Raw genomic sequence first — 16218 nt, 5'->3', positions numbered from 1 at the left:
TTATGATGTGGCTGATTGATTTTGCGTGTGAATATATTAAAAAGAGAAAGGCTCCCGACGGGAGCCTTTCTCTTTAAGTCGTTACTTCAACTATTAGGGAAGCAATTTCAATTCTACGCGACGGTTTTTCTGCAAACCTGGACGGGTTGCGCTGTCTGCGATCGGTTTGAATGATCCGAAGTAGTCTACGATCACTTTGCTTGGGTCTTGCAGACCAGCTTCGTTGATCAGGAAGTTTTTAACAGCTTCTACGCGGCGTTTTGAAAGCGCGATGTTGTAGCGGTCAGATGCACGACGGTCGGTGTGACCAGCCAGTTGCAAGCGGCATCCGTTTTTGTTCATCAACGCTGCTACGTTTTTAAGCAGTTCCTGGAATTCAGGCTTCAATACGTTTTTGTCAGTATCGAATGTTACGTTAGCAAAGATCTCGGAGCAAGCCGCGCCGGTTGCCAGTGCGTTTTTCACGTAAGAATCGAAGTCGAGTACGCGACCAGCACCGTCAACAATGCTTCCTGCCGGTGAGTTTGGCTCTTTATCGAAGAAGTCGGAAACACCGTCACCATCGGTATCAAGCAACAAACGCGGGTCGATATCTTTCGGACGGTTTGCTTTTGCAACAGAGTCCATTTCTTCAAGTGTAAGGATTTTCGGAGGCTTAACCAGTACACGTGGGTCTGTGTAACGCAGGTGGTAGTAACCGCCTTCTTCTGGTTTGTAATCCCATTTGCCGTCCACTTTCTGAACTTTCAGGGCTTTCTTACCCAATTTGTAAGTTACCTGAACAGCACCGTATCCGTAGCTGTCAAGCTCAGAGTTTCCTTTGCGGGAAGTTTTCTGGTCTGCAATGTTGAAGCTGTTAGGCGTTCTGTCGTAATCGCCGCCGTAAGTAGCATCAAGGTAATCAGAGTTGGTGTGAGTCAAACGGAAGTCAAGACCGATATCGATTCTTGGCGTTACTTCGTAGTTTACGTTCAAACCTGTTGGAACGATCCAGTCGTTCATGTTGCCGGTTTCGCGAAGCTTCACACCACCTGTAAGATCGTAAGCGGTAGCGTCGTAGAACACCTGACCGATACCTGCATACGCATCGATTTTCCAGCGCTTCATTTTGTTAGGCCCCATCAGAAGTCCTTTCAGGTTAACAGTTCCTGAAAGAGAAACATCGAAATAGTTGCCTTCGAAATAGCGGTTATAAGTACGGCGTTTCATACCTCTCAGGTTGCCCAGAGACGCGTCCAAACGGGCGCCGAACAGGTAGGAAAGTTGTTTGTTCAGTGTGAGGCCTCCTTGAAAAGTACCGGATTCCTTGTGGCTGTCGGATGAAGTTTTGGTAACAGGCCAGAAGTCATATTCTCTTAAATCACCAAAAAACATCGACGGGCCAAAGTGTGCGGAAATTGACCAGGTGTTCAATTTGTAAGGGCCATCGTACGTCGCTTTTGGATTGTAATCCGGAGAATTCGGTTGCACCAGCGGCTGTGCGAATGAAGGCAGCGCCATCATTGCTCCCAAGGCAAACGAACCAATCAACTGGGATACTTTTTTCATACTATTCAAGTTAGCGTTATTAAGATTAACTAGGATTGATCTATATCCAATTTTATGAGTAAAGTTATATATTTATTTCACGGCTAATCGCAACATTAACCAAATGCCTAGTGCGCACAAAAATAGGTTAACAATATCACTTAATCAACCGCAAGTTGATACAAATGGAAAAGTTTCCTGATATTTAATTCAAATTTTACCCGAAAGAAACCTCCTTTTTTGAACTTTCAAAGCCGTTGATTCAATTTTTTTTCTATTTCCCGCTTCCATGAAGCGAAACTTCCGTCGATAATTTTCTCTCTCGCACTGTTAACCAGCCACAAATAGAATGTCAGGTTATGGATGCTCGCAATCTGCGCTCCGAGCATTTCCCCGGATTTTACAAGATGCCTCAGATAGGCTTTACTGTAAAATGTACTAACGTGCCCTCCAAGTCCGGCGTCTATCGGTGACAAATCGTCTTTCCACTTTTCGTTCCGAATATTAATGATTCCTTCCGTTGTAAAAATCATGCCATTGCGTGCATTGCGGGTAGGCATTACACAATCGAACATATCCACCCCGAGCGCAATGCATTCGAGAATGTTGGCGGGGGTACCTACGCCCATTAGATAACGCGGCTTGTTCCTGGGCAAAATATCGCATACCACCTCGGTGAGTTCATACATGATCTCAGCCGGCTCGCCTACCGAAAGACCGCCGATGGCATTGCCTTCGCGCCCGGCAGAAGCGATAAACTCTGCCGACTGCTTGCGGAGGTCTTTGTAGACACTCCCCTGAACGATAGGGAATAACGTCTGGCTGTGTCCGTAGCGCGGCTCGGTGCTGTCGAAACGGTCGCAGCACCGCGTGAGCCAGCGGTGCGTCATTTCCATCGATTTGCGCGCATAGGTGAATTCGCAAGGGTAAGGCGTGCATTCGTCGAACGCCATAATAATGTCCGCGCCGATCGTCCGCTGGATGTCCATCACGTTTTCGGGCGTGAATGTGTGTACGCCACCGTCAATGTGTGACTTAAATACCACACCTTCTTCATTTATCTTGCGGCCGGTTCCGGCGAGCGAATACACCTGATAACCGCCACTATCGGTCAGAATCGGGCGGTCCCATCCGTTGAACGCATGCAAGCCTCCGGCTTTTTCCATCAGGTCGAGCCCCGGGCGGAGATATAAATGATAGGTGTTTCCTAATATGATCTGTGCTTTGACATCTTCTTTCAACTCCCGCTGATGAACAGCCTTCACCGTCCCCGCGGTACCCACAGGCATGAAGATGGGCGTCTGGATTACCCCATGATCCGTCTCGATCAATCCGGCCCTCGCTTTCGAATGGGGATCCTCAACTTGTAGTGTAAACTTCATTAAAAGGTTTTAAATTGCTGGTGTGCAAAAATAGGGGTAACGCCTCGAACATTCCTGTCAACGACAGTATATTTGCATGAATATGATAAAATTTTACATCTCTCTTCTGTTGTGGCCGATTCTTTACTCTATGCGCTGGGGGCGTTCGTAGCTGTTCAGTTATTTTATTACCTCTTCTTTTTTACACGGCTTGCATTTTACGGAAAGGGGGCAAATTATGGCAATGCCATGCCCGGAGTTACCGTGCTCGTGTGTGCGTGGAACGAAAGGGAGAACCTGACTGAGCTCATTCCCTTGCTGGATGCACAGGAGTATCCCGAATACGAGGTAATCCTGCTCGACGACCGCTCCGACGACGGAAGTGAAGATTATATCCGCGAAAACATCAATGGCTGGAAAAACATCCGCTACATCCGCATCAACGACCAGTTCGACCACGTCACTCCGAAGAAATATGCTCTGACCGTCGGCATGAAGCAGGCCAAATATCCCATCGCGCTCATGACCGATGCCGACTGCCGTCCCGCTTCAAACCACTGGATAACTGCGATGACCTCCCGGGTAACTCATGACAAGGATATTGTGCTGGGTTTTTCTCCGTATTTCAAACAAAAAGGCCTGCTCAACTGGTTTATCCGCTGCGAAACCTTTTACACGGCGGTTCAATACTTGTCGTTCGCATTGGCCGGCCTGACTTACATGGGCGTTGGGCGTAACATATTATATAAGCGTTCCGTATTTTTCGCCAACAAGGGTTTTTATACCCACAAGCACGTGTTTGGCGGCGATGACGATATATTTCTAAACGAAGTATCCACGAGCTCAAATACTACCATCTCGATTGAGGAAGACTCTTTCGTTTACTCTGTTCCGAAAACCAACTGGAAGGACTGGTTCCGTCAGAAACGCCGGCACATTTCGGTGAGCCGTTATTACAAACCCCGCAACAAAATGCTGCTCGGAATGCTTTCCGGCGCGCACATTGCGACGTGGTTTCTTGGGTTGATCACCCTGGCGTGGGCGCTGATCGCCAAAGATCAGTGGCTGCTCCAAGCCCTCGGCGTCGTGTTCGGCGTGCGGTGGGTCATTCAATGGTTCCTGCTGATCATTATCAATATCAAGCTCGATAAAACCGTGGAGTGGTTCAGCTTTTTATTGATGGACTTTGCACTTTTTGTTTATTACCTCGTTTTCGGGTTTTTGACCATGACGAGAAGAAAACCCCGTAAATCATGGAATTGATTGATCAATACTTCCCCGACCTGACCGCCGACCAACGCGACAAGTTCGGGCAGATGGGCGAATTGTACGAATACTGGAACGCGCGCGTGAATGTGATTTCACGCCAGGATATCGATACATTATATGAACGCCACGTGCTGCATTCGCTCGGCATCGCCAAGGTGCAGCAATTCCGTCCCGGAACGGCCATTCTCGACGTCGGCACCGGCGGCGGCTTCCCCGGCGTGCCGCTCGCCATCATGTTCCCCGAGGCGCAATTTCACCTTGTCGACAGCATTGGCAAGAAAATCCGCGTCGTGCAGGAAATCGTGAATGCGTTGAAACTCGACAACGTGCGCGCCGAGCAGGTACGCGCCGAAAAGCTCGACGATAGTTACGAATTTGTGGTAAGCCGGGCAGTGACGCGCATGGCGCCGTTTGTGGGCTGGGTGAAAAAGAACATCAGCCGCAACTCCTTCCACGACCGCAGGAATGGAATTTTATATCTCAAAGGTGGCGACCTCGCCGAAGAATTGTCGGAGATCAAAGAAAAGGCTCAGATTTACGAGCTTTCGGACTTTTTCACCGAAGAATTCTTTGAAACAAAGAAGGTCGTATATGTACCTTTGTAAGCATTCATTTAATAACCTATTCAAAATATGAACGAGCGATTCAGCGCCAGTGGGCTCATGAACCCGTTTTTCCCCGACGAGGTAACGTTCGGCGAAAAAGGCGTAACCTTCAAAGTCAGGAAACTTTTCAAGAGCAACGATAACTTCGTTTTCTACTCCGACATTTCGGGTGTGGAAATCGAGAGCGGCGTTCTTTTTTCGACGATCCGGATCATTCCGCGCATGCGTCCTGAAATTATTATCAATAATTTTACGAAGGGAGATGCGAAGAAAGTCAAGGAGTTAATCCTCGCAAAAGTACAGGCGTAAGAATTTTTTGAACCCAGGACTTGCGCTGTATAACTTGAATCACTAGATTTGCACCACAATTCGAGTACAACAACCGGATAATGATTCCCGAATAGCTCAGCCGGTTAGAGCATCTGACTGTTAATCAGAGGGTCGCTGGTTCGAGCCCAGCTTCGGGAGCTTCGAAAAGGACTTGCAAGATCATCTTGCAAGTCCTTTTTTCTTTTCCCCCAAAAAAGCTGCCCCGGGACTGCGATTGGTATAACAATAGCGATATTATCCATTAAATAACCCGTTAGATAATCGGTTGCCATTGAGCCAGTTATTGCCTATCTAATGCCAGTGCCCGGCTCTATATTTACAGGAAATAGCTCACACTAGTTTCCTTATGCGACTCACACCCTTCCAAGATTTTAATGCAACGCTATCCATCAGGCCTGCATTAATTGCTTTCACCACGATTTACCTGGTAGTCCCGTCGCTGATATTCACATGGTTCTGGTTTAGGCCGGAAGTGTCGGTGGTCGCGGTGTCGCTGGGCATTGCGCTGGCGACGTATCATGTGGTAAGGTCTTCCCAGCAACCACTACTTTTTCAAATTACGCTTCACGGGTTACTCAAACTGCTCATACTGGCTGCTGCCATCGTTTACTTTTCGGGAATAGGCGGTTTTTCGATCCAATCTTACGACTACTGGGGCCACAATACCAAGTTTTTCGAGCTGGCAAATCAGCCGTGGCCTATTTCATATGGCGAAGCGGGAACGTTCGCCTGCTATTACTATGGCTACTACCTCGTTCCGGCCCTTTTGTACAAATTTTTCCCGGGGCATTTGAACTGGCTGGTTATTATCTGGTCGGGGCTGGGCATCTATCTGATTTTGATCTGGTATTTCTTGCTTTTCCGCAGACGGCTGTTAGCGGTATCGCTCTTTCTGCTTGGAGGAGTACCATACCTTTTCTTCAATGCCATCCCGTTTTACCACGGTGCGATTATCCAGCAGCATAAACTTTATTTCCTTGGTTTCGCGCAGGCCATGCTCTGGCAGCCCCATCAGTGCATTCCGGCGGCTCTGCTCGCTGCGGTAATGATACACACCACCTCATTTAAACTGCGTTACGGTTTGGTGTGTTTTCTGGCTTGCAGTTGCCTTGTTTGGGGGCCTTTCGTATCGCTTGGTACATTGGGAATTATCTTTCCAGCCTTTATATTCGAATGGGTCAGAGGAAAGGGTGGATGCTTATTGTACAAATATTGGGAGAAGACCGATGTGTTGAGCTTCATTTATATTTTGCCGCTGGTAGTTTATTTTATGAGCTCAAACAACCGGTCCGGGCTAGCCACCGTCGCACGATCAGGGCCCTACTGGCTGATCGGTTATCTGATATTTCTGGCAGTCAATCTCCTATGCTTCTTCTATCTGATTATGCGGTCCGGTAAATCCGGCATTCGGCTTTCGCCGCTGCTCGCAAGCGCATTTTGTTTTCTTTGCCTAATTTCCTTCTTCAAAATAGGCCTCTACAACGATCTGGTGGCCAAAGCATCCATGCCGGCGCTTTTTCTCATCTACTTCGAAATCGCCCGTTTAGTCAGCGAACAAAAAGCGGCACAGATGCGCAGCAGATATTTCATCGTACTGAACGGTTTGATGTTCATCACGATCATTTCCACAATGGACGTCCTAAAAAAGCAGTTCGAGCATAATGCCGCTACCGCGTATCTCCTGGGAACAACCTTCCCCGTGATTCCGTACCACACCTATGCAAACAGCTATCAAATGCTGAAAGCAAAATATACCCAAACCGAAGCGCTTCAATATCTGGGCGACACAAATTCCATTTACAATAGGTACTTATCGCCAAAGTGAAGCGGCTTCGTCTCCCGTATTGCAGCAGTGGCTCCATGTAGATAATTGACATTCCAGATCGCACTTGTGCCGAACAGAACAGAATTAGCACCGCACCCTCCACCCACCTCGTGTAATTTTCCGCTAAAATTGAGAACTTTATGCAGAATCCATCTCGGTACAAACTTACACCCGAACCAATGAGCCAGCTTAAAAAAGAAGACATCAGGCAGGAGGTTTTCGATCTCTACGACGATTATGCCCACAATCGCATCGACCGCCGGAATTTTATGCAAAGTTTGTCGACCTACGCCGTCGGTGGTGTTACCGTGGCGTCGTTGATGAGCTTCCTTATGCCCGATTACAAGGGGGCCGTCCAGGTGCAGGCCAACGATCCCCGCCTGGAATCTGGGTATGTCAATTACGATTCTCCGAAAGGAGGGAAGAATATCAAGGCGCTGTTGTCGAAACCCGCGGGCGCGAAGGGTAAGCTGGGCGGCATTGTGGTGGTGCATGAAAACAGGGGCCTTAATCCGCATATCGAGGACGTGGCGCGCAGAGCAGCGCTGGCCGGATTCGTCTCCATCGCGCCCGACGCCCTCACACCGCTCGGTGGATACCCGGGGAACGACGATGCCGGGCGGGAAATGCAAAGCAAGCGCGACCGCGCAGAAATGCAGGAGGATTTTATCGCGGCATACGAGTACCTCAAAAACCACAAGGATTGCAATGGGAAGATCGGCGTGGTAGGCTTCTGCTTCGGCGGCGCCATAGCGAATATGATGGCCGTGCGCGTTCCCGACCTCGCCGCCTCAGTGCCGTTTTATGGCGGACAACCGGCCACGGAGGATGTGCCGAAGATCAAGGCGCCGTTACTGTTGCACTATGCAGGCCTGGATACGCGCGTGAACGAAGGCTGGCCAGCGTATGAAAAGGCATTGAAGGAAAACGGGAAAGATTACACCGCATTCATCTACCCCGATGTAAACCACGGTTTCCATAACGATACCACACCCCGCTACGACAAGGCGGCAGCCGAGCTGGCATGGAAGCGAACCGTCGATTTCTTCAAGGAAAAACTGGTCTAGCGAGGCAATAGAATTTCATTTTGCCAAAACACGCCCCGCGGAGCCGTAACGGTGCCGCGGGGCGTTGGCATTATGGTCTTTGTCTGTTGAGATAATCGGTATGGTATTGCCGCAGCTTCTGGTCGAGCTGATAGCCGGTCCGGTACCGCTCACCGATGCGGAAGCCACGGGTGTAGCTGTATTCCCACCGGAACTCGTCGGTCGTGCGGAACCTGACCTTTCTGCCCTGGGCGATCTTGCCTGGCGGGATAGGAATGGCAAAATTGAAGCCGGCCGTAGTTCCGTTGTTTGTTTTCATAACATACAGCCCTACTTCCACATTCGTGAACTGGCGGATCAGGTCAAAGCGTGCGCCTTCGTCACCGGCCAGGTACCTGCCGCCTGAAAAGTTTCAGCGTGAGGTCGGGACGGGATAATTTGTACGCGGCATCGGCGATGAGCAGGAGGTTGTCCATGTTTTCGTAGTAAATGCCGCTTTTGGTATAATAATACAAGCCAGTGAGCCCGCCTTCCAGCCCAAACGACCACCGGCCCGAGAGGTCGTGATGGCGGTACTGGACATTCAAGCCGTACTGATCATTGTAAAAATAACCCGCCGACGCGCTGACGAAATGCTTGCCCGACGCCAGGAACTGGTTCAGGAAAACCGGTGCCGGACGGACGATCTTTGGTCGGTTGTCCAGGTCATTGGTGATCGGGAACAGCACGCCTGCGTTGACCGACATCCCTTTCCATAGATAAAACTGCGTTTGCAGCAGCAGGCTGGTGTTGCTTTGCAGGTTTTTTTCCCGGTAACCAAAGCTGGCGGCGAAAACAGGTTGCAGCCAGAAATCGAATTTATATTGATTGAGCAAAAAGCGTCGCGAACGCATTTCCCTTTTCGCTAACGGACGGTAGCTGATCCGCTTGTCCATCCGGTAAGCACCAATAGGCACGCCCTGGAACATCGGTACATATTCTTTTACGGAAGAATCGCCCAATGCGCGCTGCATTTCGAGCATGCCCAAATACGGGTTTCGGTACAGCCGTTGCTCGTAAGCGACCTTTCCGGCTATTGAATCGATCGAGAGATTTTCAAAGTTGTTAAGCAATTTTTGCTGGTCGACGGCATCTGCCGGCGCGGTTCGGGCAGCTTCCTGGTAGCCGTGGAACTTCCGGGGAAGCGGCAGCACGTTCACCGCATAGGACGTTCCGAAGGTGATCTGGTCGAAGTTGAGAATACCTGCCTGTATTGTCCAGCGTTTGAAAAGTGTGGCGTAAATCCCTGCATTTAAATGCTGGCTGTCCCATTCAGCCATAAAGCCGGCTTTGTTTTCGAATCGGAGGTTAAATCCACCGAATGGTCCCGACAGGTAACGATAGTCGAAATCCTTTTTCCTGACGATTTCAAGACTGTTGAAAATATTGTAATTGCTCTTCTCGGATTCGTCGCGCTGGATAAAAACCGGGCTGCCGAAACCTGCTGTCACATCAGCGAATATGCGATTGCTCAGGCGGAACGTCTTGCTCGCTACCAGCGCGTTGGTGGACAGCGAATTGTCGATTCCGAAAGGCGCCGAGAGGATAACCGCCACGGACGGGCGCTTGTGGGTTTCTTTTAAAAGCAGGTATTTGAGGTCGAGCTGCCGGTCGCCGATGCCTTTCTGGCCGCGCTTCAATTCATTATTGACGCGCAGCAGGTTGATATTCACTTCCAGCCTGGGAAGCAAGGTAAGGTTTGCGAAATAGATCCCCTCCGAATGTCTGCGGTTGTACCTGAACCCGTACCGGATCGGGTTGAAATGGTAGCCGAGCTCAAATGCGCCGTCGTCGGTCTGCCGGGCCGAAGGAATGTAAATCAGCCCGGGCTTGCCCGAAATGTTCGTTTGCGCATGAACTGGCACACTCAGACACAGAGCAAGCAGAAAGGGAAACCATACATTCCCCCTTCTGCTTCTAACAAATTGAATCATCCGCCTTGCTGTTAGATACCGCTGCCCTGGTTGTGGCAGTTTTCGATCATTTTGTCTCTCAATTCAACCGCTTTCGCAAGGGCTTCGTTGTAGTTTGCTTCTACGCGGGCAGTGTTGGAGTTTTTGGTTTCTTCTGCGCGGGCTCTGGCGATTTCGGCGATTTCCGTGCAGCTGCCGATTTTAGCGGCTTCCAGCTGGTTTACTTTGTCGAGGTAATCGAGCAACTGAATGTTGATCAGCGCTTTCAGGTATTCGTACTGGCCCGGGCGGAGGAATGGCTTAGCTCTTTCCAATGCGGCCAGGGCATCGTTTGCGATCTTGATGCCTACCTGGCGGAGCGCCTCGAAATGTGCCGCGCCGTTTTCGCCCGTACATCTTTCCAGGTTGCGCTGAATGCGTTCCAGGTCTCTTGCGTACGCATCGTTGATCTTGCCGAGCTCTCTCGCTTTGGCGTCGTCGAGGCGCTCTTTGGTGCGGTCGAACTTCTCGTTGGCGCGGGCGATGCAATCGTCCGTTTTGCCAGCTTCAACGGCCGGGTTGGAAGGCGTACCCTCCGTCACGGCACCGGTTCTGCCGCCGTCCGGAAGCCCGTCTACTTTGGCGGCGGTGAGGAGCGACAGGTAGCTTTGAAGTTTAACGTCAGCCGTAGCCTTTTTCAGGATCGTGCGCAATTGGGCCGAATTGAGCTCGTTTTTGGACGACGGGCTCACCTGGTTCAATGCCTTCACCTCGGCATCCGACAGCGAACCTGCCACTTCTTCAGCGGCTTTGGTCACGCTGGCCGGAATGCTGCCGACTGTTACAGCGCCAAGCGATTCGTTCAGCTCCTTCGTTTTGGCGGAAGGGTCGACTTTGCCGGGCACCAATTTAATGTCCGGTGTTTCTTCCAGTGTGGTAGCGGGAAGTTCCAGCTTGTCCAGTTGGTTGGATAGCTCGGTGTTAGCGGGTTCGAGCGAATCCGCTTCTTTGTCTTTACAATCATACAGGAAGAATGTAAGGAACATCAGAAGGGTAAGTAATTTCAGTGTACGTGTTTTCATTACGCGTTAGATTTAGTGAAAAAAATTATGTGGCGGATTATTAAATTGGTTCTCATTGGCTGGTTGCCGGTCGCAAACAGTCGGATATCTTATCGCACAAGAATGCCACGCATTGCCTTCGCGGGGCAAGCTAAATGAGCGAACGGATACGCCTATATGTGTTCTGTCATGCTCTTTGACAACCCGTCTGGTCGTAAAGCATGATCAGCTCCGCACGTGCCTTGCCCGCATTCCGCGAGGAACTCCGGCCATTATCAGTAGGAGGAAGAAGGTGGGACGGTTCCGGATGGAATGTCCTTGAAACAGAACGTTTAACAGGTAGGGTAGGATTATCACTTTCCACCGAGGGAACGGGCTCCGGATCGGAGCACACCGCCGGGTGCCGCATGCTGCCTTGTGGCAAAAGCCGTAGATAACGATTGTTCGTCATGTCTTTTAACGTTGAGTGAGTTGCTTTTCAGGCAGCGTTTCCGCTCGATCGAAAATTCCAACATTCGCAATGCGTAGACTTTATTTTACGTGTAGCTACATTCATGTAAAATAAAATCTACAACAAGTTTAAAGCATTGGATTTCATTTTCAAAATAAAAATATCTCTACAAAAATTTAATTTTTTGATTATCAATAAGTTAAATAGGCTTAAAAATAAATAATCACTTTTTTTCTTCGAAAATTACATACATAAATTCTTGTAGTAACTGAGCGTTTATTTCTGGTTCTAAGGGATAATGCGATCGCCCACTTCCGAAAGATCCGGTGGGAGCAGGTCTTGTCATCGTGCTATTTCCCACAAACGCGAATATTTTCAGTCAGAGCAGTATTAAGTCATTGATTTTGGAGGCTTTCTGTGTTAAAGATAATTTGAAATGACGCCTCGCCGGGCGTCACGACATTCCTGAACCTTAAAGATTAATGAAAATGATTACTTCAATGACTGCCTTTCTAAGGCACGGCTGTCGCGGCTGGACCGTCTTCGCCTTCCTGCTTCTCGCGCTATCACCGGCGCATTCCCAATCCATCGACCTGCTCATCAAAGGCGGCCACGTCATCGACCCGAAAAACCAGATCGACGGCGTGCGCGATGTGGCGGTTATTTCCGGGAAAATTGCCCAGGTGGCCGCGGACATTCCCGCCGCGAATGCTAAAAAAGTCGTCGACGCCAAAGGTTTGTACGTCGCGCCCGGGTTTATCGACATGCATGCCCACGTTTTTAATGGCACCACGCCCGACGCCTACATCGCCAACGGCCACACGAGCGTCGCGCCCGATGGTTTTACATTCCGGACGGGCGTCACCACCGTCGTGGACGCCGGTTCGTCGGGCTGGCGGAATTTCAAACTTTTCAAAGCGCAAACGATCGATCGTGCGCAAACGCGCGTGCTGGCATTCCTGAACATCGTGGGCACAGGCATGGCGAGCCGCTACGAAGAGCAGGACCTGACGGACATGAATCCGGTAATGGTGGCAAACATGATCAAAAGATTGTATCCCAATATCATCGTAGGTATCAAATCGGCGCATTTCTGGGGCGATTACAGCCAGGTGCAGCGGGCCGTGGAAGCCGGTAAGCTGGCCGACGTGCCGGTAATGGTCGATTTTGGCGAGCACCGGCCGCCGCTGTCGATCGAAAAGCTTTTTAAGGAATACCTCAGGCCGGGCGATATTTTCACGCATACCTATGCCCACGGGCCCAACGACCGCGAAACCGTGGTGGACGAGCAGGGCAAAGTGAAGCCTTTCGTGCTGGAAATACAGAAAAAAGGGCTCGTATTCGATGTCGGTCACGGCGGAGGCGCATTTGCTTGGCGGCAGGCGATCCCATCAATCAGGCAGGGCTTTCTCGCGAATGTGATCAGCACCGATCTGCACACCGACAGCATGAACGGCGGAATGAAGGGTTTGGATAATGTGATCTCCAAATTCCTGAACATGGGCGTACCGCTGCCGGACGCGATCCTGCGCGTCACCTGGAACCCCGCGCAGGTGATCAAGCGCCCCGACCTGGGCAGTCTTACCGTGGGCAGCGAGGCCGACATTACGGTTTTTAACGTCCGCAAAGGCGATTTCGGCTTCATAGACGCCCGCAGATTGAAGCTCAAAGGCGACAAAAAGCTCGAAGCCGAACTGACGATACGTGCCGGAAAGGTCGTGTGGGATCTCAACGGGATCAGCGTAGCGGGTTGGGAATCGGAAATGCAGGCGAAATAGGTATGAAAGCATTATTATTCCAAATCACGGGATGCTGGCTCGCATTCGCGGCGTTGGTCGCTGTAAATGCCCGTGCCCAATCCTACGACCTGCTCATCAAAGGCGCGCACGTGATCGATCCGGCCAGCTCGGTCAATGCCAGGATGGACGTTGCCGTGAGTCAGGGGAAAATCGCCCGGGTGGCGGCTGATATCCGCGGCTCGGCGGCGCAGGTGATCAATGCCGACGGCCTGTACCTCACGCCCGGATTTATCGATCCGCACACGCATGTGTTCGTAGGCGCGCAGACGGGACAATTTGCCAATGGTGTAAACAGTGTTTCGCCCGACGATTTTACATTCCGCTCGGGTGTAACCACCGTTGTGGACGCGGGAACTTCCGGCTGGCGGAGCTTTCCGTTGTTTAAAAAACAGGTGATTGATCAGTCCAAAACCCGCATTCTGGCATTTCTGAACATCTCCGGCGGCGGTATGACGGGCGCGGCGCATGAGCAGAACTTGCAGGACATGAATGTGGATTCGGCTGTTGCCACGATCCGGCAATATGCGGCTGTGATCGCAGGCGTGAAGATCGGGCATTATAACGGGAAGGAATGGACGCCGTTCGATAATGCATTGAATGCTGCCAAACAATCCGGCAAGCCGCTTTTTGTCGAATGCCATTTACCGGAATATTCCCTGGAAGATCAGCTGGCCAGAATGCGGCCCGGCGATATGATCACCCACACGTTCGAGAACATCAAAGAACGAATGCCGATTGTAGGCGACGACGGCCGCGTGCGCCCCTTCGTGCTCGAAGCCCGGAAGCGCGGCGTGCTGTTCGACCTCGGTCATGGCGGTGCTGGTTTCTGGTTCGATCAGGCGGTGCCCGCCGTGAAGCAGGGTTTTTGGCCCAATTCGTTTGGGACGGACCTGCATCGTTTCAGCATGAACTCTGCCATGAAGGATATGTCAAACGTCATGTCGAAGTTCATGGCGATGGGCCTTTCGCTTGAAGAGGTGGTGCGGATCGCGACGTGGAATGCGGCCCAGGCAATCGGTCATCCCGAGCTGGGTGCACTGCGCGAGGGAAATCCGGCCGATATCGCATTGTTCCGGTTGCGGGAAGGTACATTCGGTTTCATGGATTCTGTCGGAAACAGCATCAGCGGCAGCCGGAAGCTGGAAGTGGAAATGACCGTCCGCGAGGGAAAGGTAGTGTGGGATTTGAATGGGCTCGCAGCGAAGAAAAAGGGATTTTAACCGAAACAATCATGCATTTTTATAAATTAAAACGCACAGGAATCCGGGCATATCTGGGCATAGGGCTCCTGGCGCTCGCATTGGCCGGCGCAACGCATTTGCCGCACGATACCCTGCCCGCCGGCGACGCCGACCAGGGCGGCCTCACAACGCCCGACGATTTTGAAACGCTCGTGGTCGCCGACAGCACCGGCCTTGCCCGGCACATTGTGGTGAATGATAATGGCGACATTTATATCAAACTCCGCTATTTCGGCAAAGGGCAGGGCGGCGGCACCGTGGCGCTCAGGGATACCAACGGCGACGGCCGGGCGGATGTCATGCGGAATTTCGGTAATTACCAGGACCATAGCAGCCTCGCCAACGGGATCACCATTCACAACGGATATCTTTATTACAGCTCCTCACTGGCTGTTTACCGCAGCAAGCTCATCCCCGGCCAGCTCCTGCCCGACGAAAAAACAGAGCTCATCCTGAAAGATGACCACGAGCACGGCCCGCATTGGCATATCACAAAACCAATGGCCTTCGACGACGCCGGGAATATGTACGTCCCGTTCGGCGCACCTTCGGATGCCTGCCAGGATATGGTGAACTCACCAGGCGGAAAACCCGGCAACCGCGGCGTGGACCCGTGCCCCGAACTCGAAAAGCACGGCGGGATATGGAAGTTCAGTGCCGACAAGCCCAACCAAACCCAGGCCGACGGCTCCTTGTATGCCACCGGCTTGCGAAGTATCGTCGGAATGCGCTGGAATCCTGCGGACAAGAGCCTTTATGCGGTGGTGCATGGCCGGGATAACCTCCATCGCCTGTTTCCGGGCCTGTTCACGTCGTGGCAGAGCGCGGTGCTCCCTGCCGAGGAATTTGTGAAAGTAACGCAGGGCACCAACTCCGGCTGGCCGTATTATTACTACGATCAGATGAAAGGCCGGAAAATGCTCAATCCCGAATACGGAGGCGACGGTAAAAAGGAGGGCGAGGGCGCGAAGTACCAGAAGCCGCTCATAGGGTTTCCGGGACATTGGGCACCGAACGACGTACTTTTTTATCAGGGCAGTCAATTCCCCGAACGATATAAAAATGGTGCATTCATTGCCTTCCACGGTTCCACCAACCGCGCGCCATATCCGCAGGCGGGTTACTTTGTAGGCTTCGTGCCGTTCAAAAATGGCGTTCCCTCGGGCGAATGGGAGGTTTTCGCGGACGGTTTCGCGGGCGTCGATCCGATCATCAATGTAAGTGATGCGAAGTTCAGGCCGATGGGCCTCGCCGAAGGCCCCGATGGCTCATTGTACATCACTGATTCGAAGGTGGGAAAGGTTTGGCGCATTATGTTCAAAGGGGATAGAAAGGCTTTTGGAACAAAACAACTTGCCTCGATGGAACAGCACAAGCTGCTGGCGCATATCCGCACGCCCGACGAAGTGGCCGATAACCTCGATACCCAGACGAAGGAACTCGGCCAGCGCATTTACAACACCTACTGCACGCCCTGCCATCAGCGCAACGGAATGGGCGACGGCAGCCGGTTCCCGCCCCTCGGAGGCTCCGAATGGGTGACGGGCGATAAAAAGCGGCTGATCGAAGTCGTGGCCAACGGCCTTGAAGGGCCCATCCAGGTTGCCGGGAAGCCATATAACGACCTGATGCCACGCCATGATTTCCTGAAAGCCGAGGAGCTGGCCCAGGTGCTTACCTACATCCGCAGGAGCTTCGGCAACGACGCCGGCCCGGTTTCGGCAGGCGATGTGAGGCAGGTATTGGGTAAATAAGCCAAACGGCCCGGCGGA

The 16218-nt window shown here is 51.6% G+C and carries 13 protein-coding genes and 1 tRNA gene; 9 read left to right on the top strand and 5 right to left on the bottom strand.

The genetic code is table 11. The annotated features are described in order from the left end of the window. Positions 1-93: 93 nt before the first annotated feature. Together DFER_RS16630 and tgt are read right to left on the bottom strand one after the other, a co-directional pair. Positions 94-1548 carry an OmpA family protein gene (locus DFER_RS16630; RefSeq protein WP_015812815.1) on the bottom strand — a complete coding sequence of 485 codons (1455 nt, stop codon included), beginning with the start codon at positions 1546-1548 and terminating at the stop codon, positions 94-96. A 227-nt stretch (positions 1549-1775) separates the two neighbouring features. Continuing rightward, complete coding sequence (gene tgt, locus DFER_RS16625; RefSeq protein ID WP_015812814.1) at positions 1776-2909, bottom strand: tRNA guanosine(34) transglycosylase Tgt; 1134 nt, start codon at positions 2907-2909, stop codon at positions 1776-1778. Between the two features lie 111 nt (positions 2910-3020). On the opposite strand from tgt, the gene DFER_RS16620 reads away from it, so the two are divergent. The 6 genes from DFER_RS16620 (at position 3021) to DFER_RS16595 (ending at position 7984) form a co-directional block, all read left to right on the top strand. Next, the gene (locus DFER_RS16620; RefSeq protein WP_143828752.1) at positions 3021-4151 is read left to right on the top strand and encodes a glycosyltransferase; all 1131 of its coding nucleotides are present in this window, start codon (positions 3021-3023) and stop codon (positions 4149-4151) included. Then, positions 4142-4762: a 16S rRNA (guanine(527)-N(7))-methyltransferase RsmG gene (gene rsmG / locus DFER_RS16615; protein WP_015812812.1), complete on the top strand. Its 621-nt coding sequence runs from the start codon at positions 4142-4144 to the stop codon at positions 4760-4762. Before DFER_RS16620 ends, rsmG begins: the two co-directional genes overlap by 10 nt. 27 nt (positions 4763-4789) lie before the next feature. After that, on the top strand, positions 4790-5071 hold the full coding sequence (locus DFER_RS16610; RefSeq protein WP_015812811.1) for a hypothetical protein: 282 nt from the start codon (positions 4790-4792) through the stop codon (positions 5069-5071). 85 nt (positions 5072-5156) lie between these two features. Next, a tRNA-Asn gene (locus tag DFER_RS16605) sits at positions 5157-5230 on the top strand. A 208-nt stretch (positions 5231-5438) separates the two neighbouring features. Continuing rightward, complete coding sequence (locus tag DFER_RS16600; RefSeq protein WP_015812810.1) at positions 5439-6917, top strand: hypothetical protein; 1479 nt, start codon at positions 5439-5441, stop codon at positions 6915-6917. 179 nt (positions 6918-7096) lie between these two features. Then, complete coding sequence (locus DFER_RS16595; protein ID WP_015812809.1) at positions 7097-7984, top strand: dienelactone hydrolase family protein; 888 nt, start codon at positions 7097-7099, stop codon at positions 7982-7984. Positions 7985-8054: 70 nt separating this feature from the next. Here the strand turns inward: DFER_RS16595 and DFER_RS30575 are convergent, their stop codons facing one another. The 3 genes from DFER_RS30575 to DFER_RS16585 all read right to left on the bottom strand — a co-directional run bounded on the left by DFER_RS30575 (position 8055) and on the right by DFER_RS16585 (position 10976). Continuing rightward, entirely contained in the window at positions 8055-8282 is a 228-nt protein-coding gene (locus tag DFER_RS30575) for a hypothetical protein (protein ID WP_015812808.1), read from the bottom strand. A 61-nt stretch (positions 8283-8343) separates the two neighbouring features. Further along, entirely contained in the window at positions 8344-9936 is a 1593-nt protein-coding gene (locus DFER_RS16590; protein ID WP_015812807.1) for a YjbH domain-containing protein, read from the bottom strand. Positions 9937-9947: 11 nt separating this feature from the next. Then, on the bottom strand, positions 9948-10976 hold the full coding sequence (locus DFER_RS16585) for a hypothetical protein (RefSeq protein WP_015812806.1): 1029 nt from the start codon (positions 10974-10976) through the stop codon (positions 9948-9950). A 930-nt stretch (positions 10977-11906) separates the two neighbouring features. Between DFER_RS16585 and DFER_RS16580 the strand changes: the two genes are divergently transcribed. The 3 genes from DFER_RS16580 to DFER_RS16570 are packed head-to-tail and all read left to right on the top strand — an operon-like array spanning position 11907 to position 16200. Then, positions 11907-13184, top strand: coding sequence for an amidohydrolase/deacetylase family metallohydrolase (locus DFER_RS16580; RefSeq protein WP_187293389.1), 1278 nt, complete (start codon positions 11907-11909; stop codon positions 13182-13184). A 2-nt stretch (positions 13185-13186) separates the two neighbouring features. Then, the gene (locus DFER_RS16575; RefSeq protein WP_015812804.1) at positions 13187-14425 is read left to right on the top strand and encodes an amidohydrolase/deacetylase family metallohydrolase; all 1239 of its coding nucleotides are present in this window, start codon (positions 13187-13189) and stop codon (positions 14423-14425) included. An 11-nt stretch (positions 14426-14436) separates the two neighbouring features. Continuing rightward, complete coding sequence (locus tag DFER_RS16570; protein WP_015812803.1) at positions 14437-16200, top strand: PQQ-dependent sugar dehydrogenase; 1764 nt, start codon at positions 14437-14439, stop codon at positions 16198-16200. The last annotated feature ends 18 nt before the right edge of the window (positions 16201-16218 follow it).

Source organism: Dyadobacter fermentans DSM 18053 (assembly GCF_000023125.1).
GTDB lineage: Bacteria > Bacteroidota > Bacteroidia > Cytophagales > Spirosomataceae > Dyadobacter > Dyadobacter fermentans.
This window is presented reverse-complemented; position numbering and strand designations above follow the sequence as displayed.